Raw genomic sequence first — 19,699 nt, forward strand, 5'->3', positions numbered from 1 at the left:
CACGTACACTTCTGGCACGCGTCATGCTGCTGATAGCCCTGCTGCTTGCAGCGGGGCAGTTTGCAGCACTAAAGCTGTTTGACTACTTTGAGAGTGAGCCGCGTGCAATGGCAGCGGCGCTACAGGCGATCACGGTCGTCAACTACACACGTGCCTCGCTGCTTGCTGCGCATGAAAACCGCCGCCTAGCCTTGCTTTCCGAGCTTTCTGGTCGCGAAGGCGTACGCATTTACGCAGCGGACATGCTGGAAGAAATCGAGCCGCTACCCAATGACCATCTCATCCGCATGATCGCGGAGAAAATCCGCGAACGTCTGGGCAAGGACACCCTGGTCGTCCTCAACCATTTTGGCATCCCTGGCTTGTGGGTAAGCTTTAGTCTCGGGCAGGATGATTACTGGGTTGTCATTCCGCGTATTCAGGTAGATCGCCCCTTTCCCTGGCAGTGGCTAGGCTGGGGGGCGCTAGTAATTATGCTGTCACTCCTGGGTGCCTACCTGATCGCCTCCAATATTCACCACCCCTTGCGCCTGCTCGTTAAAGCGGCAGGGCGACTTAGTAGTGGCGAGTACCCGCTGCCCTTGCCTGAGGAAGGCGCGCATGAGCTACGCGAGGTGAGCCGCACCTTCAATGAAATGACCGAGGCCTTGGTGCGATTAGATAACGAACGCACACTGCTACTAGCGGGCATTTCGCATGATCTGCGTACACCGCTTGCGCGCTTGCGGCTTTCCGTGGAAATGTTGCCAGATGAATATTGTGCCAGCTTGAAAGTCGGCATGATCCAGGATATTGGCGACATGGACAGCATCATTCACCAGTTCCTAGATTTTGTCCGTGGGATTGAGGGTGAGCCCACGCAAATGATGGACCTCAACTCCTTACTCACTTCGATTGCAGATCGCCATATCCGTGCTGGTCGCAAGCTGACGGTCTCCTTGGCACCTACCCACCTCATCCCCTTGCGGCCTCTAGCCATGCAGCGCCTGCTCACCAACCTGATCGACAATGCCTTTGCCTATGGCGGCGGCGATGTAACGGTCATGACGCGCATCACGGCAGGCAACATCATTCTCAGCGTGCTGGATAACGGCCCCGGCATTCCAGCTTCACAGATGGAAAGGTTACTGCGCCCTTTCGAGCGCCTGGATACGGCTCGCGGCAACAAGAGTGGCAGTGGACTGGGGTTGGCGATTTCCGATCGTATCGCCAAGTTGCATAAGGGTCAGCTCACCCTACTCAACCGCCCACAGGGTGGGCTGGAAGCACGGCTTACTTTGCCGATTCAGCCTCAAGTGACGGCGCAAACCAAGCAAGCTTTTCGCGTAAACGCACAACCTCGCCGACAATAATCAGGCAGGGTGCTCTTAGCCCTGCTTGCTCCACCAATCCTGGCAATGTCTCCAATGTACCCTCTACCACACGTTGCCGCTGGGTGGTGCCTTGCTGAATGATCGCGATAGGCAGGCTATGAGGTGCACCATGCTGCACCAGCTGGCGGCAAATCTCTGACAACCCCACCAAGCCCATGTAAATCACCACGGTTTGCTTGGGGCGCACCAAGGCCGTCCAGTCCAGATCAACGGAGCCATCCTTGAGATGTCCGGTAGTGAACAGGCATGACTGGGCATAATCCCGATGCGTCAGCGGAATTCCGGCATAACTCGATACGCCATTGGCAGCCGTAATACCAGGCACAACCTGGAATGCAATACCATGCTCCATCAGGGTTTCGATTTCTTCGCCACCCCGGCCAAAAATGAAAGGGTCGCCACCTTTCAACCGCAGTACGCGCTTACCCTCCTTGGCAAGACGCACCAATAGCTGGTTGATATCTTCTTGAGGCAAAGTATGCTGGTCACGCGATTTACCAACATAGATCAACTCCGCATCACGCCGCACCAGCTCCATCACTTCCCGACTCACCAGCTTGTCATACACACAGACATCCGCCTGCTGCATCAGGCGCAAAGCCCGAAAAGTCAGCAGATCGGGATCCCCCGGCCCGCCACCGACGAGATACACCTCACCATGATGCAGCTCTTCATCACCAGCCAGCGCTTGCTGCATGGCATGACGCGCTGCAGGCTCCTGCCCTGACAACACCAACTCACCAACCGCCCCCTGAAATACATCTTCCCAAAAAATACGCCGCTGCTGGCTAGTAGAAAAACGACGCTTCACGGCATCGCGAAATTCAGCAGCAAACGCAGCTAAGCGGCCATAAGTGGCAGGGATCATGGTCTCAATTCGCGTGCGCAGCATGCGCGCCAATACGGGTGCAGCTCCACCGCTGGAGACCGCCACCAGCAAGGGGGAGCGATCCACGATCGAAGGTACGATAAAAGTACATAATTCTGGCGCATCCACCACATTCACCGGAATATTACGTGCCTGTGCTGCGTGAGAGACCGCACGATTGACCTCGGTATCATCAGTCGCAGCAATCACGATCATGACGCCATCCAACTGAGCAGGATCAAACACAGCCTGCAGATGGCGAATGCGCCCATCCACTAGCAATTGTTGCAACTCGGGATGCAGATCAGGCGCAACCACCGTGATACTCGCCCCTGCCTTTTCCAGCAGGTTGACTTTACGGCTGGCGACTTCGCCTCCCCCAACAACTAGGCAAGGGCGGCTTTGTACTTTCATAAAGATAGGCAATGTTTCCATGCGCGCCATTTTATTCCATTTTCAATGTAATACGAGATTAGGCGTGACGACACAGAGCAAGCGCGCATGGCAACGACAACGGTCAGATAAATTGGTGATGAAACGACGCTACGATTGGCTTTCCGCGGCAGCTACGCTAAAATAAAGCCTTACCCTACTGTTTTTCTTACGCTATTTTGCAGCCTGCATCGCCTACCTTTCGCCCCTCCCTCGCTTTGAGTGCAGTTTGACCCGCTGTATGAATCCGCCTAAAAAAGTCTTTATCAAAACCTTTGGTTGCCAGATGAACGAGTACGACTCGTCACGCATGCTGGATATGCTGCATGCAGCCGAAGGCATGCAAACTACGGAAAACCCAGAAGAAGCCGACGTTATCCTGCTCAACACCTGCTCGGTACGCGAAAAGGCGCAGGAAAAAGTGTTCAGCCACCTGGGGCGCTTCGGCCCACTGAAGGAAAAGAACCCCAACCTGGTGATTGGCGTAGGCGGCTGCGTGGCCAGCCAGGAAGGCGAAAGCATCGTTGCCCGCGCACCCTATGTGGATGTCGTCTTCGGCCCGCAAACCCTGCACCGCCTGCCGGACATGATTCAATCCAAGCGTAAGACTGGTATTTCACAGGTGGATATCAGCTTCCCCGAGGTAGAAAAATTCGATCATTTGCCGCCTCCTCGCGTAGAAGGAGCCGCTGCATTTCTTTCGATTATGGAAGGTTGCAGCAAGTACTGTACTTTCTGCGTCGTGCCATACACCCGTGGCGACGAGGTTTCACGCCCGTTTGACGACATTCTCACCGAGGCTATCCAATTAGCCGAGCAAGGTGTCAAGGAAATCACGCTGCTAGGGCAAAACGTCAATGGCTATCGCAGCCAGACTGCTGAAGGCGAAACCGCCGACCTGGCCTTGCTGATCGAATACCTGGCAGAAATCCCAGAAATCGAGCGCATCCGCTATACCACCTCACACCCGAACGAGATGACGCCAGCCTTGATAGATTGCTATGGCCGTATCCCCAAGCTGGTCTCGCATCTGCATTTGCCCGTACAAGCTGGATCAGATCGCGTGCTCATGAACATGAAGCGCAATTACACGGCCTTGCAATATAAATCCGTCATTCGCAAGCTGCGTGCGGCACGACCAGATATTTGCATCACCTCTGATTTCATCATCGGCTTCCCTGGTGAAACCGAGCAAGATTTTGCCGCCACAATGAAATTAATGCGTGACGTGGGCTTTGATTTCAGCTTCAGTTTTACCTATAGCCCCCGCCCAGGCACACCCGCCTCTTACCTGCCTGATGAATGCAGTGCCGAAGAGAAGCAAGAGCGCTTGCTACGCTTACAAGCGCTCAATGAGGAACAGGGCAAAGCCATCAGCCAAGCCATGGTTGGCAGCGTGCAACGCGTGCTGATCGAAGGCTTCTCTGCCAAAAGCAATAGCGAGCTTGCAGGGCGTACCGACAATAACCGCATCGTCAATTTTCCCGGCGATGCAACACTGATCAACCAATTCGTCAATGTACGAATTACCGAGGCAGCCTCGCATACCTTGCGCGGCGAGCTGATATAGGATTGCCTGTGGAGCTTACCTTACATCCTGAAGACAACTTGCGCCTGGCCAACCTGTGCGGTGCACTGGATGAAAACCTCAAACAGATAGAAGATGCACTGGATGTCGGCATCTCGCGACGTGGCGCACATTTCCGTTTCTCTGGTGCGCTGGGCAACACTCGGCTGGCTGCCCAATTGGTGGAAAACTATTACGAACGGGCAGGCAAACCCATCAGCCTGGAAGAAATCCAATTGGGCTTGGTGGAGCTTGATCGCCTACCTGCCGACCAGGTTACCACCCCGATGCCGACACTGATGACGCGCCGCCAGGATTTGCATGGCCGCACACCGCGCCAGGTCAGTTACCTGCAGCAAATTCAGGATTTTGACATTACTTTCGGCATCGGGCCTGCTGGCACCGGCAAAACTTATCTCGCCGTCGCCAGCGCGATTGACGCCATGACGCGGGACCGCGTCAAGCGCATCGTCCTCGTGCGCCCTGCTGTGGAAGCTGGCGAGCGACTCGGCTTTTTGCCCGGCGACCTATCGCAGAAAGTCGACCCTTACCTGCGCCCACTTTACGATGCGCTCTATGACTTAGCAGGCTACGACTCAGTCAACAAAATGTTCGAGCGTGGCGCGATTGAGGTTGCCCCGCTGGCTTATATGCGTGGTCGCACCCTGAACCAGAGTTTCATCATCCTGGATGAAGCGCAGAACACGACGCCAGAACAGATGAAGATGTTCCTCACCCGTATTGGTTTTGGAACAAAAGCGGTCATCACCGGCGATGTCACCCAGATCGACCTCGCACGCGGCCAAAAAAGCGGCCTGGTTGAAGCGCAAAAAGTGCTCAAGGATGTACGCGGCATTGCCTTCTCGCAATTCCTTTCCGAAGACGTCGTGCGCCACCCCTTGGTACAAAAGATCATCAATGCCTACGAGCGCTTCGACAGCGAGCGCCATGCACAACCCAGCGCCAGCAAGCCTGAAGCAGGCAGGGAATAAGCCATGCCCAAGCTTGCCATGAGCGTGCAATACGCCACCGAAAGCAACAACGGCGTCCCCAGCGAGAAACAATTCCGCAAATGGGCGCGGACCACCTTGCGCGTAGATACCGAAGCGACCTTGCGCATCGTTGACGAAGAAGAAGGCCGTGCGCTCAACCGCGATTATCGCGGCAAGGACTACGCGACCAATGTACTGACCTTTCCGCTGACAGAAGATCCCTGGCTGATCGGCGATATTATTCTTTGCGCGCCAGTAGTAGAGAAGGAAGCGCAAGAACAAGGCATCAGCCTGGAAGCGCATTATGCACATCTCACCGTGCATGGCATACTGCACATGCACGGCTACGACCACGAAGAAGAGGCGCAGGCGGAACTGATGGAGTCTATAGAATCCTTCATCATGGTGCAGCTTGGCTATGCCGACCCTTATTTATCAGAAAAACAGAAGCCTTAACCCATCATCATGGCAGAACCCGACAAACGTAGTTCCAACGATAAACCCCACTGGCTGGAACGCCTGACCAACTTCCTGCTACGCGAACCAGAAGACCGCGAGCAACTCATCGAACAACTCCACACCGCCTACGAAAACAGCCTGCTTGATGCCGATGCCCTTTCCATGATCGAGGGGGTATTACAGGTTTCCGAGATGCAGGTGCGCGACATCATGATCCCGCGCTCGCAAATGGATGTCATCGACATCACTGACCCGCCTGAGAAATTTATCCCTTTTGTCATTGAGGCTGCACACTCGCGCTTTCCAGTCATTGATGAAAACAAGGATGACGTCATCGGCATCCTGCTCGCCAAGGACCTCTTGCGCTTTTACAGCGGCAAGGATTTTGACGTACGCGAGATATTGCGCCCCGCCGTGTTCATCCCAGAATCCAAGCGCCTGAATGTGCTCCTGAAGGAATTCCGCAGCAACCGCAACCATATCGCCATCGTTGTTGATGAATACGGCGGTGTCGCAGGCATGGTGACAATTGAGGATGTGCTGGAGCAGATTGTTGGTGACATCGAAGACGAATTCGATGAAGACGAAAACGAAGACAACATTATTCAGGATGCTCATGGCCGCTATCGCGTCAAGGCACTGACCGAAATTGCTGACTTCAATGAGATTCTTGGCACATCACTCAGCGATGAGGAGTTTTCTACGATTGGTGGCTTGGTCGTCAGCAAATTCCAGCACATGCCCAAGCGCGGTGAAGAAGTGAGCTTCGATGATCTCAACGTCACAGTACTACGCGCAGATAGCCGACGCGTGTACTCTCTACTCATTGAAATCACTCCGCCCACACACACGGAAAATGAGATATAGAAAGTTACAAATTCAGCTATAACACCTTGTTGAATCAGGAACTTTAGATCAAAACGCTTATCCAAATAGACTGATACCTTCGATAGGGAGTAACGTGATGCGCATCGTGTGGCTTACCCTGTTGTTACCGCTATTTTCTTCCCCGGTGTTGGCAGAGGAACATCAGCCTCAGTCAAGTACGCCTATCCCAACTACTGAAACTGAGTTTATCGAGAACATCCATCAGTTCGACAAAACCTCCATCATTGCCCAGTTTGGCGAGCCTGCTAGCAAGAAGGATTATCATCGGCCAGGTACTGATGAACTGATGGCCTCGGTCTGGCAATACCATTACATCAATACCGACTTAGAAGGCAGCTATTACCAGACCACCGAGCTCGATTTCGTCGGTGACAATGTGGTAATGGTGGTTTTCATGAACCATGACGGCAAGGACCCCGCCGCACCCAGCCACTTCACCCCTGATCTTTAGATCGCGTGGCCATTCAATAAAAAAGCCGGAATCAATCCGGCTTTTGCTTTATCGGGCCAACTCTCTCTAGAATTCGGTCCACTCATCCCCTGCGACCACAGCCGCTGCACCAGCCCCAGCATTGCCCACTGCTTTAATACTAGAGGCAGCCAGTTTAGGCTTGGGCTTTTGCATAGCCACAGGCCTTGGACGCGGTTTCGGCGCCTGCTCAGTCACGGTTCTAGCTTGCCCACCGCTAACTTTGAACACACTCACCAACTGCTCTAGCTTGTTCGATTGATCCTGCATTGCCTGTGAAGCAGCCGCAGCCTCTTCCACCAGCGCAGCATTCTGCTGCGTCACCTCATCCATTTGCACCACAGCTTGGTTGATCTGCTCAATACCGGTACTTTGCTCCGCACTTGCAGCGCTGATTTCACTAACGATATCTGTGACTCGGCGCACGCTTTCCACCACTTCGGTGATCGTCGCTCCAGCCTGGGCCACCAGCTTGCTACCAGCCTCCACACTTTCGACCGAATCTGTTATCAAGCCTTTAATTTCCTTGGCCGCATTGGCGGAACGTTGCGCCAAATTCCGTACCTCACTTGCTACTACCGCGAATCCACGTCCCTGCTCCCCTGCACGCGCCGCTTCTACTGCAGCATTTAATGCCAAGATATTGGTCTGGAAGGCAATGCCATCAATCACGCCGATGATGTCTGAAATGCGTTTGGAAGACTCGGTGATGGTGCCCATTGTGCTAATCACTTGGTCAACCACCTGCCCGCCTTGCACTGCCACACTGGAAGCACTGGCAGCGAGTTGGTTGGCCTGCCTTGCATTATCGGCATTCTGCTTCACGGTAGAGGTCAACTCTTCCATGGCAGAAGCCGTTTCCTCCAGCGAGCTGGCTTGTTCCTCGGTGCGGGATGACAAATCCAGGTTGCCATTGGCAATTTCACCTGCACTGGTTGCAATGGACTCTGTTCCATGCCGGACATCGGCCACAATCTTGGCCAAGTTATCATTCATCTTGCCCAGTGCTTGTAATAACTGGCCAATTTCATCCTTGGAACTCGCCTTGACAGTTGCCGTAAGATCGCCTGACGCCACCGTTTCTGCCAACTTTACTGCATCCGCAATCGGGCGGGTAATGCCCTGGGAAAGACGCAAGGCGCTGAATATACCTAAGCCCAAGGCAATCGCCCCCAGCACCAGAAACCATAAACTGCTGGAGTTTTTCACATCCTGTATCTGATCGCCGGCAGTATCGATAACACCGCGTTCAAACGCAACAAAATCCTCCATAGCGGCAAAATAAACCTCACGCGCAGGCAGAAGCTCTGTCCTGATCCTTTGCTCCATGGTGGCAGCATCAATTGCCCGTTGGTCGCGCAATTTCATCAGCTCATCTCTATGGCTGGAGAATGCCTTGAATTTTTCCTGCACATCAGCAAACTTGAGCTTAGCTTCCGGGTTGGAAATGGAAGACTCCAGCTTGTGGCTCAGTTCATTATTGATATCGACCGTCTCTGCAATCTGCTTTTTATACATGGCTACCATGACATCGTCCTGCATCATCAATGCAGCATAAATGCGGATGCCATTCTGTTTCACATTCGAGAGCCACTCTTGTGCCAGTCGCTCTTTTGGCAATTCGTCCGCAGTCACCTGCTTCGCCGCCTTGCCCACGACGGATAGTTGCATTACTCCCATACCAACGATGCTTATCAGCAAGAACAAAATGACCGCGAACCCCGCGCCTAATCTTGTTCCAACCTTCCAATCCGAAAATTTCATGCTATGACTCCCATTCTTTTCATATCGCTGGTGCACATTGTCAACACAGCATTTACCAAGGCTACCGGTACTCCTTGCATCAATACCATTTCGCCTTCATGTAGCAAACTGAGAAGCCCTAAGTTATTTATTCACCCCATCACAAGGCTCATGCAGTCTCCCAATTGGGAACGACGAAAAAGTCGTAATCTTTAATCTCTCTACTCCAATAAAGCAGGCATCCGCCCGTCACGGGCAATAAAAAAGGCGATGAAAACATCGCCTTAGATCACGTACAGAATGAAGATTATTTTTTCAATGCATCACGAATATCACGCAACAGCAGGATATCTTCCGGTGTAGCTGCTGGTGCAGGCTCTTCAGCTGTCTTGAGCTTATTGATCGCACGGATCAGCAGGAACACAGCAAACGCCACAATAAGGAAACTAACGACGGCATTAATGAACAAGCCATAATTCAGCGTCACGGCACCCGCAGCATGAGCTGCTGCGACCGAGGCATAGGGAGGCGCAATTTCAGCGCCATCCTTGAGCACAATAAACAAGTTGCTGAAATCCACGTTACCGAGCAACAAGCCAATCGGCGGCATGATCACATCATCCACCAGGGATTTCACGATAGAGCCAAAAGCCGCGCCGATGATGATACCCACAGCCATGTCGACCACATTGCCGCGCATCGCAAACGCTTTGAATTCTTTAAACATATTATCTCCCATCAAAAACAGTCAGTTTGAGTAGCGCATGCATGCCGCATGCCTGAATATCAATACGAGCCGCTATAATGCGATAAACAGCAAACTCCCGTCCAGTTTACTACCCCCGAGGCTTACTTGAAACTTCCGCGCTTAGGCTTAGCTCATTTCCTTGCCCTGCTTGCAGGTGCATTCAGCGTCATTGGCTTTGCGCCTTTTTATGCTTACCCAGCCACGATTGTCGGGATAGCCGCTCTAGTTTACCTATGGCACCGATCTTCAACACCGGCACAGGCTTGGTGGCTAGGCTTGGCGTTCGGGCTGGGCTTATTTGGTGTCGGTATCTACTGGATATATATCAGCCTGCATGATTTTGGCGGCATGCCCGCAGCCATGGCGGTATTTGCTACCGTCATGCTCAGCCTGTTCCTCGCACTGTTTCCAGCGGCTACTGGCTGGGCAGCCCGCAAACTAGGCAAGCTATGGCTCAGCATCCCGGTATTATGGGTGTTAAGTGAGTGGGTGCGTGGCTGGATATTCACCGGCTTCCCCTGGTTGCTATCAGGCTATTCGCAGATTCCTGGTAGCCCCTTGGCTGGCTTTGCCCCTGTGCTGGGCATCCATGGCGTATCACTGGCCACCGTTATCAGCGCCAGCCTGCTTGCCGCTATTGCCTTACATTGGCAACAGCGTGCCATGGTTGTCCGCACCGCCTCCTTGTTGATCATGCTATGGCTCGCCGGTGGGCTATTGAAGCTGCCGCAATGGAGCACGCCTACAGGAGCGCCGGTTTCCGTTGCCTTGCTGCAAGGCAACATCACGCAAGACCTGAAATGGGAAAACCAGACGCTACGCGAAACCCTGCAACGCTACCTGGACATGACCCTGCAAACCCAGGCAAAACTCATTATCCTGCCCGAAACCGCATTTCCGCTGATTTCCAGCCAGTTGCCAGCTGACTACCTGCAACAATTAACTGACCATGCGCGGCAACACGGTGGCGACATCCTGATCGGCACGGTAGAGCATGAAAACGACCACTACTACAACAGCATGCTGAGCCTGGGCACTGCGCCGGAACAAGCCTACCGCAAAACACACCTAGTGCCTTTTGGTGAATTCATCCCGCTGAAAAAGGTGTTTGGCTGGGTCTATGAAAACTGGCTGGACATCCCGCTCACCGATATGTCGCGCGGTGGTTTCCAGCAGCGTCCGATGCAGATTGCCGGGCAATCTGTTGCGATCAATATTTGTTACGAAGACGTATTTGGCGAGGAAATCATCCTGCAATTGCCCGAGGCAGGCCTATTGGTGAATACCAGCAATGATGCCTGGTATGGCGATTCGTTCGCTGCCTACCAGCATTTGCAGATTGCCCAGGCACGCGCCATGGAAACCGCACGCATGATGCTACGCGCCACCAACACTGGCGCCACCGCTATTATCCGGCCCGATGGCACACTGGCAGCCCATGCCCCTCACTTCACCACTATGATATTGGAAGGTGAAGCGCAGAGTTATCAGGGTACGACGCCTTATGTACGCTGGGGTAACTGGCCAATACTGCTACTCTTATTCACGACACTGGGTCTTTTATGGCGCTATCGCGCACGGCCTTTTGCCGCGCCCTAAAAAGAAGTAAAATCAAGCCCTTTTGCACGCTTTGCCTACGCGATGAACCATTGGTCGCCGCCACCGCCCAGCGCGCCAACAAACCCAATTCAGACAAATAGTTAATACAACATGCTGACTTTTCAACAGATCATCCTGACCCTGCAGCAATACTGGGACAAACAGGGCTGCGCGCTGCTGCAACCCTATGACATGGAAGTAGGGGCTGGTACTTCACACACCGCCACCTTCTTGCGCGCACTTGGCCCGGAGCCATGGAAAGCCGCCTATGTGCAGCCCAGCCGCCGCCCTAAGGATGGCCGCTATGGTGAGAACCCCAACCGCCTGCAACACTATTACCAGTTCCAGGTGGTGCTCAAGCCAGCACCAGACAACATCCTGGAGCTTTACCTGGGCTCGCTGGAAGCGCTGGGCTTCGATCTGAAGAAAAACGACATCCGCTTCGTTGAGGACGATTGGGAAAACCCGACGCTGGGTGCTTGGGGCCTAGGCTGGGAAGTCTGGCTCAATGGCATGGAAGTCACGCAGTTCACCTATTTCCAGCAAGTAGGAGGCATCAACTGCCGCCCCATCACAGGGGAAATTACCTATGGCCTGGAGCGCCTGGCCATGTACCTTCAAGGCGTGGAAAACGTCTACGACCTGATTTACTCCAAGGGCATTAATGGCGCGACTGATCTCAAGTACGGTGATGTTTTCCACCAGAACGAGGTAGAGCAATCCACCTACAATTTCGAGCACAGCGATGCCGATTTCCTGTTCACCGCCTTCAATGCTCACGAAAAGAAGGCGCAGGAACTCATGGAGCACAAGCTGGCATTACCTGCCTACGAGCAAGTGCTCAAGGCTGCCCATACCTTCAACTTGCTGGACGCTCGGGGTGCGATTTCCGTCACCGAGCGCGCTGCTTATATCGGTCGCATCCGTAACCTGGCACGCGCCGTTGCTGCGAGTTATCTCGACAGCCGTGCCCGCCTGGGCTTCCCGATGGCGCCCAAGGAATGGGCAGATGAAGTATTGGCAGAACTGGCAAAGAAAGCAGCAGCATGAGCAACCTACTCGTAGAATTATTCGTTGAAGAACTGCCTCCCAAGGCCCTAAACAAACTGGGACAAGCATTTTCCCAAAGCCTGTTCGATAGTTTGCAGGCCCAAGGCCTGACTGCCCCCAGCTCAGCCATTACCGCTTATGCATCACCGCGCCGTTTGGCAGTGCATATCACCGATGTTGCCGCCAAAGCCGATGACAAAGCCGTTGCACAAAAACTCATGCCAGTGAGCGTGGGCCTCGATGCAGCGGGCAATGCCAGCCCGGCACTCTTGAAGAAACTCACTGCACTCGGTGCCGATGCCAGCGTAGTCAGCCAGCTCAAGCGCGAGCACGATGGCAAGGCGGAAGTGTTGTTTCTTGACCTGACCGTTGCCGGAGCCACCCTGGCAGAAGGATTACAGAAGGCTCTCGATGAGGCCATTGCCAAACTGCCTATTCCCAAGGTGATGACTTACCAACTGCAAGATGGCTGGAGCAACGTCAACTTTGTACGCCCGGCACATGGCTTGGTCGCATTGCATGGCAGCGAGATTGTCCAGCTCCATACCCTGGGCCTGACTGCTGGCAACCAAACCCAAGGCCATCGCTTTGAGGCCACACAAAACCCTATCGTGCTGCGCAATGCTGACAGCTACGTTGAGCAATTGCAGCAGGATGGCGCAGTGATTGCCGGGTTCGAGGAACGCCGTAACGAGATTACACGACAGCTTGAAGCCGCTGCCAGCAAGCTCAACCTGCGCCCAATCGAAGACGAGGCTTTGCTGGACGAGGTCACCGCCCTGGTTGAGCGCCCCAATGTGCTGGTCGGCGAGTTCGAGCAGGAATTCCTCGCTGTACCGCAAGAGTGCCTGATCCTCACCATGAAGGCCAACCAGAAGTACTTCCCATTGCTGGATGCGCAAGGCAAGCTCACAAACCAGTTTCTCATCGTCTCGAATATCAGCCCGACAGACCCAAGCGCGGTGATTGGCGGCAATGAGCGTGTGGTGCGCCCACGCCTAGCCGATGCCAAGTTCTTCTTCGAGCAAGATCGCAAGAAAACGCTGGAGTCACGCATTCCGGGCTTGGCTAAGGTGGTTTATCACAACAAGCTGGGCTCACAGGGCGAGCGCATCGCCCGCGTTAGCGGCATCGCCAACCTGATCGCTACTGCACTTGGTGACGCCGCACTCGCAGCTCAAGCCTCGCAGGCGGCCCAACTGGCCAAGGCTGACCTCGTCACAGATATGGTCGGCGAATTCCCCGAACTACAAGGCATCATGGGCCGTTACTACGCCCAGCATGAAGGCCTGAGTGACGACATTGCTTATGCCATTGAGGATCATTACCGCCCACGTTTTGCTGGCGACGAGTTGCCACGCAATCGCGTTGGCCTGATCGTCGCTCTAGCTGACAAGCTGGAAACCCTGGCTGGCATGTTCAGCATTGGTGAAAAGCCAACCGGCGAGAAAGACCCATTTGCGCTACGTCGCCATGCGATTGGCATTCTGCGCCTGCTCAATGATGGCAATATCGCGCTCGGTCTAGATACTCTGCTGGCGCAAGCCTTGTCAGTGTTCCAGCACCAGTTTGATCGTGATGCCACCTTACAGGCACTGAATGAATTTATTTATGACCGTCTGGCGGGCAACCTGCGCGATGCAGGCTATAGCGCACAGGAAGTCGAAGCCGTGCTAGCCCTGAAGCCACAATTGATCGCTGATATTTTCAAGCGTCTCAATGCCGTGCAAGCTTTTGCTGCACTTGCCGAAGCGCCCAGCCTGGCCGCCGCCAACAAACGCGTCGGCAATATCCTCAAGAAGGCAGAAGGAAACATCGAGCCTAGCATCAACCCTGCCTTGTTGCAGGAAGATGCAGAGCGGGCATTGGCACAAGCGTTGGAGCAAGTACAACCACAGGCACAACAAGCGTTTTCCGCTGGTAACTATACCGAGTCGCTCAAAGCCTTGGCAGCACTCAAAACGCCAGTGGATGCCTTCTTTGACCACGTCATGGTAAACGCCGAGGACCCAGCCTTGAAGGCTAACCGCCTGGCATTGCTGGCCACGCTGCATCAAGCCATGAACCAGGTAGCCGATTTGTCCAGGCTCGCGGCATAATCGTGTCATTGCAGCCTGAGCGGAAACCATCATGAAACTTGTCATTCTTGACCGTGACGGGGTGATCAACCACGACAGCGCCCAATTCATCAAGAGCCCCGATGAATGGAAGCCTATCGCTGGCAGCCTGGAGGCTATCGCCTTGCTCAATCAACGCGGCTACCGTGTGGCACTGGCAACCAACCAGTCCGGCATCGGGCGCGGCCTGTTCGACATGGCCACGCTCAATGCCATTCATGACAAAATGCATAAAGCACTTGCGCAATTCGGCGGTCGCATTGATGCATTGTTTTATTGCCCACATGCTGCCGATGCCAACTGCAATTGCCGAAAACCAAAATCCGGCATGATAGAAGAAATCAGCAAGCGTTTCGGCATGGACCTCAAAGGCGTGCCCAGCGTAGGCGACTCACTGCGCGACCTGCAAGCCAGCGCCGCGTTCGGTGCTCAAACCATCCTGGTACGCACCGGCAAAGGCGAGAAGACACTGGCTGCCGGCGGCATGCCCGATAACACCTGGGTCTGCGACGACCTGGCCGATGCAGCACGCCGCATCATCACCGAACTTGGTTAAACCATGATTTATATCCGATCGTTTCTTTATGCACTGGGGATGTGGATCTTCACTCCCATCTTCACCACGCTCTCACTGCTCACTTTCCCTTTACCGCGTCGCACACGCTATATCTTGATCAGCGGCTGGGCACGCAGCATGCTCTGGTGGCTACGCATTACCTGCGGCTTGCGCTACCGGGTGCTTGGTCGCGAGAATATTCCCGACCATCCCAGCGTCATCCTCTGTAAACACCAATCCGCCTGGGAAACCCTGGCACTACAGCAGATTTTTCCGCCGCAAGTCTGGGTACTCAAGCGTGAACTGTTATGGATCCCCTTTTTCGGCTGGGGCCTGGCCTTGACTTCGCCCATCGCGATCAACCGCGCTGCCGGGCGCGAAGCGCTCAAACAATTGGTCGCCAAGGGCAAGGAGCGCCTGAAACAAGGCTTTTTTGTCGTGATCTTCCCCGAGGGTACGCGTGTGGCTCCCGGCACACGCGGCAAATACCATATTGGTGGTGCCTGGCTGGCAACGCATAGCAAGAGCACAGTCGTCCCCGTGGCACACAATGCAGGGGAATACTGGGGGAAAAACTCATTCCTCAAGCGCCCAGGCACGATTACGCTGAGCATAGGCAAGCCTATTGAAACAGCAGGTATCAAGGCTGATGTGCTCAATCAGCGTGTTGAAGACTGGATAGAACAGGAAATGCGCTTGCTGGACCGCAAATAATGCAGCACATCCTGGCACTGCCCAATGGGGAGAATATCCCCTACCTGCTTGAGCGCCGCGCCCGGCGCACCATTGGCATGAAGATCACCACGGATGGTTTGGTTGTGCATGCCCCCTTACGCATCCGCCAGGTTGACCTGGAGGCCTTGCTGCGCAGCAAGGCCCGCTGGATCAGCACCAAGCTCAAAGCCAGGCAAGCTGCCACCTTGCCTGCATTCAGTTGGCGCGATGGTGCAGAGTTGCAATTACTCGGCCAGCCACTCATCTTGCGTATCCTCCCATCCACACGCAACAGCCAGCCCAAGCTGGAGGGCAATACCTTACAAATTGCGACGAGTAATATCCATGACCAAGTCATGATTGCACGCAAGGTCATTCATTGGCTGCAAAAAGAGGCTATGCTGGATTTTGCCAGGCGCCTGCACATTCTGGCTGCCAAATTGGGTGAACCAACACCCGCTCTCTTTCTCTCTAACGCGAAGACTCGCTGGGGCAGCTGTAACTCCAGGCGTAAGGTCAGGCTAAATTGGCGCTTGATCCAGGCGCAACCTGCGTTGATTAACTATGTCATCGCGCATGAGCTTGCTCATCTACGCGAGATGAATCACTCCGCACGCTTCTGGGCCGTTGTCGCCAAGATTCATCCTGACTACCCTGCCGCAGAACAAGGCTTGAAGGCCTGCTCCCAAGCCTTGTATCGCCTTGGCTAAGCCAAGCGCTCAGGCCAATTCAGCACTTGCGCCCCTCCATCAGCCTTGAAATTTTTGCTGCCTTTATTGTTGCATATACAAATAAACAATCTTATACTGCGCGACATGCAGCTGACAAAATTCACCGATCTTGGCTTACGCGTACTGATGTACGTTTCCCAATATGAACGCGACAAGCCCATCACCATCAGTGAAATCGCCACGCAATTCAATATTCCGCGTAATCACCTGATCAAGGTCGTCACCTTTATCAATAAAACTGGCTGGATCCAGACAACACGCGGCCCCAATGGTGGCTTGCGCCTTGGCATCAACCCAGCCTCATTACGCCTTGGGCAGGCAATCCGAATACTGGAAGGCAGCACTTCACTGGTGAACTGCCAGGAACCACCCTGCCCGCTCAAAGGGCAATGCGGCCTCAAGCACGCCCTGGACTTAGGATTGAATGCTTTTTACGAACACATGGACACCTATACCCTCGCAGACGTGATCCACGACCATACCGCCAATGTCATCATCAGGCTGCAGCAACATCATTTGGCCGAATTACATTAATCAGGGATAGAAAAAACCTGTGCGATTGATCGCTTTTTTTCTGCATTAATTGTTTCATTTTATATACAACATAAGGAACCACTATGCTTTCTGCCACCGCCCGCCCCTATATTGAAGCCAGCGTCCCAGTGTTACGTGAGCACGGCCTGACGATCACCAAGGCCTTTTACCAGAATATGCTGGGTAGCCACCCAGAACTGCAGAACCTGTTCAATATGGGCAATCAAGCCAGCGGCGTCCAGCAACAGTCGCTGGCCTCTGCCGTGTTTGCTTATGCTGCCAATATCGACAATCCTGCTGCACTGGCCCCGGTGGTTAAACGTATCGTGCACAAACATGCCGCCGTAGGCATCAAGCCTGAACACTACCCCATCGTCGGCGAACACTTGCTGGGAGCTATCAAGCAGGTGCTGGGAGACGCTGCGACGGATGAATTGCTAGCGGCATGGGGCGAGGCTTATTGGTTGCTGGCAAACCTGCTTATTGAGGAAGAAAAGACGCTCTACGCCACGACCGCCACCACGGCAGGCGCGTTAATGCCACTCAAGGTTGCCCGCAAGGTATTTGAGTCAGAACACATTGTTTCAATTTACTTGCAACATCCAGATGGCCGTAAGCCTGGAGATTTCCTGCCGGGACAATACGTCAGCGTGGAAATGCAGTTTGACGAAGGGCGCAGCAAGCAACTTAGACAATACAGCTTGTCGGACTCCACAGCAGCACCATGGTGGCGCATCTCCATCAAGCGTGAGCAAGATGCGGGCAAACCACAAGGCCGCCTCTCCAATTGGCTACATGATGAGGTCGAAGTCGGCGACTTATTGCAGGTGACACCTGCATTTGGCGACTTCGTGCTAGACCCTGTCGCGAGCGAACAACCACTCATATTGCTCTCCGCCGGAATCGGCATTACCCCTATGCTATCCATGCTCAATACCGTCCGTGACTTGGCACCACAGCGCCCAGTGTTCTTCGCGCATGCCGCACGTAGTCCAGCTTGGCAAAGCCATGCGTTAGATTTGCAAGAAGCCAAGAGCCGCATGTCCTCACTCTCGACGGCTTTATTCTACGAAACACTGGAAGGCGCTCATGGTGGCATAGGTGGTGTACATCAGGGGCTGATGGATATCACCACTTTATGGCCGCAAGCTTTAAAAACGGCAGATATCTACATGTGTGGCCCGCTCGGGTTCATGCAGGCGCAACGCTCACAATTACTTGATGCTGGCGTGGATCCACAGCGCATACATCGGGAAGTATTTGGGCCCGATCTGCTGGATCACTTGCTTTAAGATTGTAAGAAATTCAGGTGTGAATTGACATAATCGGCGGGAGCAATCCTGCCGATGCTTTGATCATGACACCTAGTCAGGCGAAGCTGATAGGCATGGCGGCATCACTGCCTTGATGGGCCTCACGCAGGCATTGCTTGGCGCAACTGGCACATTGACCACACTCGGTAGCCACGCCCAATTCACGCCTCAAGTCTTTGAGACTGCTAGCTCCATCCCGGGCGGCCTGGAGAATTTGGCGATCAGTAACAGCACGACACACACAGACGTACATATGAAACGACCAGATACTTTCTCTTGCGAAATCAAGATGCGTTAACAAACGATAACCATTATCGTTTTTAAGACATTTACTTGTCAAGAAGAATTCCTGCCCGGCGCATCACCACCATCTCACTATCGCGCGCATAAAAAAACCGCAGCAAAGCTGCGGTTTTTTCAGAAAGATATGGTCAATCTCAGTCTGCCACTTCCATATGCGCTTGCAGATAGTTGGGCAATGTCACGTCGGCAATCAGGCTGTGCTGGGTTTCCAACCAATCAATAGCGGCCTCGCTTTTTTCCAACAACTCTTCCAGCAAGTCGCGGCTGACATAATCCTGTAGCTCTTCGCACAACGCAATAGCCTCGATCAACAAGGGACGGTGAATTTCCCTCTCATACTTGAGATCGCCCTGCAAGCATTCCACGACATTTTCACCAATCAGCAACTTGCCGAGGTTTTGTAGATTAGGCAAGCCATCCAGGAACAGAATGCGCTCAATCAACTCATCCGCTTCTTTCATCACGCGAATGGATTGCTTGTATTGGTAGTCGTTGAGCTTTTCCAGCCCCCAGTTACGGAACATACGGGCATGCAGGAAATATTGATTGATGGAAGTCAACTCATTCTTCAGCACCTTGTTCAGGATGTCGATTATCTTTTTATCGCCCTTCATCATTTTCTCCTTATACAGATGCCGCGTCAGAGCCCATCTGACTTTGCAGATAATTTTCCAAGCCAACCATCCCGATCAGGCGCAATTGTTTTTCAAGCCAGTAGGCATGATCGACTTCAGTATCATCCAGTTGCAGCAGCAACATATCGCGCGTGACATAATCACCCGTCTTTTCACATTGCGCCATGGCAGCCTTGAGATCACTCACCACCTTGTATTCCAGCGCCAGATCAGACTTGAGCATCTCGGTCACGGTTTTTCCTGTTGTCAGGCCATGACGCTTTTCCAGGTTGGGCTTACCCTCCAGGAACAAGATACGCTGAATAATGGCACGCGCATGCTGACGCTCGTGGTCAGATTCATGCAAGGTTTTCTGCGCTAGATGCCCAAGGCCAAAATCCGCATACATTTCGCCATGTAGCAGGTATTGATCCACTGCCGTTAGCTCCCCTGCCAGTAATTCATTCAGGGTATCAATGATTTTTTTATCGCCTTTCATCGCGCACTCCATAAGCGGTTTCTCAATGGAAGGCATCATACCCAAGGCATGAGTAAAAAGATAGGAATATTTTTATATAAATTATTGATTTTTAATGATTTTATAAAGAAAAATACCAACAAGAATCATT

General features: G+C 53.5%; 20 protein-coding genes. 14 read left to right on the forward strand and 6 right to left on the reverse strand.

Annotation, left to right across the window (positions count from 1 at the left end):
* The first annotated feature begins 23 nt into the window (after positions 1–23).
* The gene (locus ACIKP9_RS06540; RefSeq protein WP_400880816.1) at positions 24–1,352 is read left to right on the forward strand and encodes an ATP-binding protein; all 1,329 of its coding nucleotides are present in this window, start codon (positions 24–26) and stop codon (positions 1,350–1,352) included.
* Here ACIKP9_RS06540 and cysG read toward each other — a convergent pair.
* On the reverse strand, positions 1,273–2,676 hold the full coding sequence (gene cysG / locus ACIKP9_RS06545) for a siroheme synthase CysG (RefSeq protein WP_400881888.1): 1,404 nt from the start codon (positions 2,674–2,676) through the stop codon (positions 1,273–1,275). The genes ACIKP9_RS06540 and cysG overlap by 80 nt on opposite strands.
* 238 nt (positions 2,677–2,914) lie before the next feature.
* On the opposite strand from cysG, the gene miaB reads away from it, so the two are divergent.
* The 5 genes from miaB to ACIKP9_RS06570 all read left to right on the forward strand — a co-directional run bounded on the left by miaB (position 2,915) and on the right by ACIKP9_RS06570 (position 7,030).
* Positions 2,915–4,243, forward strand: a complete 1,329-nt coding sequence (miaB, locus tag ACIKP9_RS06550) for a tRNA (N6-isopentenyl adenosine(37)-C2)-methylthiotransferase MiaB (protein WP_400880818.1) — start codon at positions 2,915–2,917, stop codon at positions 4,241–4,243.
* A gap of 8 nt (positions 4,244–4,251) precedes the next feature.
* On the forward strand, positions 4,252–5,232 hold the full coding sequence (locus tag ACIKP9_RS06555) for a PhoH family protein (RefSeq protein WP_400880820.1): 981 nt from the start codon (positions 4,252–4,254) through the stop codon (positions 5,230–5,232).
* 3 nt (positions 5,233–5,235) lie between these two features.
* Positions 5,236–5,688: an rRNA maturation RNase YbeY gene (gene ybeY, locus ACIKP9_RS06560; protein WP_400880821.1), complete on the forward strand. Its 453-nt coding sequence runs from the start codon at positions 5,236–5,238 to the stop codon at positions 5,686–5,688.
* 9 nt (positions 5,689–5,697) lie between these two features.
* The gene (locus ACIKP9_RS06565; RefSeq protein ID WP_230347897.1) at positions 5,698–6,558 is read left to right on the forward strand and encodes an HlyC/CorC family transporter; all 861 of its coding nucleotides are present in this window, start codon (positions 5,698–5,700) and stop codon (positions 6,556–6,558) included.
* 97 nt (positions 6,559–6,655) lie between these two features.
* A complete protein-coding gene (locus ACIKP9_RS06570) occupies positions 6,656–7,030 on the forward strand; it encodes a hypothetical protein (RefSeq protein WP_400880824.1) in 375 nt (124 codons plus the stop codon).
* Between the two features lie 66 nt (positions 7,031–7,096).
* Here the strand turns inward: ACIKP9_RS06570 and ACIKP9_RS06575 are convergent, their stop codons facing one another.
* On the reverse strand, positions 7,097–8,812 hold the full coding sequence (locus ACIKP9_RS06575) for a methyl-accepting chemotaxis protein (protein WP_400880826.1): 1,716 nt from the start codon (positions 8,810–8,812) through the stop codon (positions 7,097–7,099).
* 286 nt (positions 8,813–9,098) lie between these two features.
* Entirely contained in the window at positions 9,099–9,518 is a 420-nt protein-coding gene (gene mscL / locus ACIKP9_RS06580) for a large conductance mechanosensitive channel protein MscL (protein WP_400880828.1), read from the reverse strand.
* A 126-nt stretch (positions 9,519–9,644) separates the two neighbouring features.
* On the opposite strand from mscL, the gene lnt reads away from it, so the two are divergent.
* The 8 genes from lnt to hmpA all read left to right on the forward strand — a co-directional run bounded on the left by lnt (position 9,645) and on the right by hmpA (position 18,132).
* Complete coding sequence (gene lnt / locus ACIKP9_RS06585; protein WP_400880830.1) at positions 9,645–11,138, forward strand: apolipoprotein N-acyltransferase; 1,494 nt, start codon at positions 9,645–9,647, stop codon at positions 11,136–11,138.
* 111 nt (positions 11,139–11,249) lie between these two features.
* Complete coding sequence (gene glyQ / locus ACIKP9_RS06590; protein ID WP_400880832.1) at positions 11,250–12,188, forward strand: glycine--tRNA ligase subunit alpha; 939 nt, start codon at positions 11,250–11,252, stop codon at positions 12,186–12,188.
* Positions 12,185–14,287, forward strand: a complete 2,103-nt coding sequence (gene glyS, locus ACIKP9_RS06595) for a glycine--tRNA ligase subunit beta (protein WP_400880834.1) — start codon at positions 12,185–12,187, stop codon at positions 14,285–14,287. The genes glyQ and glyS overlap by 4 nt, the downstream gene beginning before the upstream one ends.
* Before the next feature lie 31 nt (positions 14,288–14,318).
* On the forward strand, positions 14,319–14,861 hold the full coding sequence (gene gmhB / locus ACIKP9_RS06600; protein WP_400880836.1) for a D-glycero-beta-D-manno-heptose 1,7-bisphosphate 7-phosphatase: 543 nt from the start codon (positions 14,319–14,321) through the stop codon (positions 14,859–14,861).
* A gap of 3 nt (positions 14,862–14,864) precedes the next feature.
* Positions 14,865–15,575 carry a lysophospholipid acyltransferase family protein gene (locus tag ACIKP9_RS06605; protein ID WP_400880838.1) on the forward strand — a complete coding sequence of 237 codons (711 nt, stop codon included), beginning with the start codon at positions 14,865–14,867 and terminating at the stop codon, positions 15,573–15,575.
* A complete protein-coding gene (locus ACIKP9_RS06610; RefSeq protein WP_400880840.1) occupies positions 15,575–16,285 on the forward strand; it encodes a M48 family metallopeptidase in 711 nt (236 codons plus the stop codon). The genes ACIKP9_RS06605 and ACIKP9_RS06610 overlap by 1 nt, the downstream gene beginning before the upstream one ends.
* A gap of 105 nt (positions 16,286–16,390) precedes the next feature.
* Positions 16,391–16,840: an RrF2 family transcriptional regulator gene (locus tag ACIKP9_RS06615; RefSeq protein WP_400880842.1), complete on the forward strand. Its 450-nt coding sequence runs from the start codon at positions 16,391–16,393 to the stop codon at positions 16,838–16,840.
* Between the two features lie 83 nt (positions 16,841–16,923).
* Positions 16,924–18,132: an NO-inducible flavohemoprotein gene (gene hmpA / locus ACIKP9_RS06620; RefSeq protein ID WP_400880844.1), complete on the forward strand. Its 1,209-nt coding sequence runs from the start codon at positions 16,924–16,926 to the stop codon at positions 18,130–18,132.
* 76 nt (positions 18,133–18,208) lie between these two features.
* Here hmpA and ACIKP9_RS06625 read toward each other — a convergent pair whose 3' ends face one another.
* The 3 genes from ACIKP9_RS06625 to bfr (ACIKP9_RS06635) all read right to left on the reverse strand — a co-directional run bounded on the left by ACIKP9_RS06625 (position 18,209) and on the right by bfr (ACIKP9_RS06635) (position 19,569).
* Entirely contained in the window at positions 18,209–18,406 is a 198-nt protein-coding gene (locus ACIKP9_RS06625) for a (2Fe-2S)-binding protein (RefSeq protein WP_400881890.1), read from the reverse strand.
* Positions 18,407–18,590: 184 nt separating this feature from the next.
* Positions 18,591–19,070 carry a bacterioferritin gene (gene bfr / locus ACIKP9_RS06630; protein ID WP_400881892.1) on the reverse strand — a complete coding sequence of 160 codons (480 nt, stop codon included), beginning with the start codon at positions 19,068–19,070 and terminating at the stop codon, positions 18,591–18,593.
* A 10-nt stretch (positions 19,071–19,080) separates the two neighbouring features.
* Positions 19,081–19,569, reverse strand: coding sequence for a bacterioferritin (bfr, locus tag ACIKP9_RS06635; protein WP_230347911.1), 489 nt, complete (start codon positions 19,567–19,569; stop codon positions 19,081–19,083).
* Positions 19,570–19,699: the final 130 nt, after the last annotated feature.

The sequence above is a fragment of the Methylobacillus methanolivorans genome (assembly GCF_044751345.1).
Taxonomy (GTDB): domain Bacteria; phylum Pseudomonadota; class Gammaproteobacteria; order Burkholderiales; family Methylophilaceae; genus Methylobacillus; species Methylobacillus methanolivorans.

Bases quoted from the DNA above. Each gene is read 5' to 3' on its own strand.
- ACIKP9_RS06540 (WP_400880816.1), top strand. From the start codon at position 24: ATGCTGCTGATAGCCCTGCTGCTTGCAGCGGGGCAGTTTGCAGCACTA.
- ACIKP9_RS06575 (WP_400880826.1), bottom strand. From the start codon at position 8,812: ATGAAATTTTCGGATTGGAAGGTTGGAACAAGATTAGGCGCGGGGTTC.
- ACIKP9_RS06610 (WP_400880840.1), top strand. From the start codon at position 15,575: ATGCAGCACATCCTGGCACTGCCCAATGGGGAGAATATCCCCTACCTG.
- glyS (WP_400880834.1), top strand. From the start codon at position 12,185: ATGAGCAACCTACTCGTAGAATTATTCGTTGAAGAACTGCCTCCCAAG.
- miaB (WP_400880818.1), top strand. From the start codon at position 2,915: ATGAATCCGCCTAAAAAAGTCTTTATCAAAACCTTTGGTTGCCAGATG.
- ACIKP9_RS06605 (WP_400880838.1), top strand. From the start codon at position 14,865: ATGATTTATATCCGATCGTTTCTTTATGCACTGGGGATGTGGATCTTC.
- ybeY (WP_400880821.1), top strand. From the start codon at position 5,236: ATGCCCAAGCTTGCCATGAGCGTGCAATACGCCACCGAAAGCAACAAC.
- hmpA (WP_400880844.1), top strand. From the start codon at position 16,924: ATGCTTTCTGCCACCGCCCGCCCCTATATTGAAGCCAGCGTCCCAGTG.
- bfr (WP_230347911.1), bottom strand. From the start codon at position 19,569: ATGAAAGGCGATAAAAAAATCATTGATACCCTGAATGAATTACTGGCA.
- ACIKP9_RS06625 (WP_400881890.1), bottom strand. From the start codon at position 18,406: ATGTACGTCTGTGTGTGTCGTGCTGTTACTGATCGCCAAATTCTCCAG.
- gmhB (WP_400880836.1), top strand. From the start codon at position 14,319: ATGAAACTTGTCATTCTTGACCGTGACGGGGTGATCAACCACGACAGC.
- ACIKP9_RS06570 (WP_400880824.1), top strand. From the start codon at position 6,656: ATGCGCATCGTGTGGCTTACCCTGTTGTTACCGCTATTTTCTTCCCCG.
- mscL (WP_400880828.1), bottom strand. From the start codon at position 9,518: ATGTTTAAAGAATTCAAAGCGTTTGCGATGCGCGGCAATGTGGTCGAC.
- ACIKP9_RS06565 (WP_230347897.1), top strand. From the start codon at position 5,698: ATGGCAGAACCCGACAAACGTAGTTCCAACGATAAACCCCACTGGCTG.
- cysG (WP_400881888.1), bottom strand. From the start codon at position 2,676: ATGGAAACATTGCCTATCTTTATGAAAGTACAAAGCCGCCCTTGCCTA.
- ACIKP9_RS06615 (WP_400880842.1), top strand. From the start codon at position 16,391: ATGCAGCTGACAAAATTCACCGATCTTGGCTTACGCGTACTGATGTAC.
- glyQ (WP_400880832.1), top strand. From the start codon at position 11,250: ATGCTGACTTTTCAACAGATCATCCTGACCCTGCAGCAATACTGGGAC.
- bfr (WP_400881892.1), bottom strand. From the start codon at position 19,070: ATGAAGGGCGATAAAAAGATAATCGACATCCTGAACAAGGTGCTGAAG.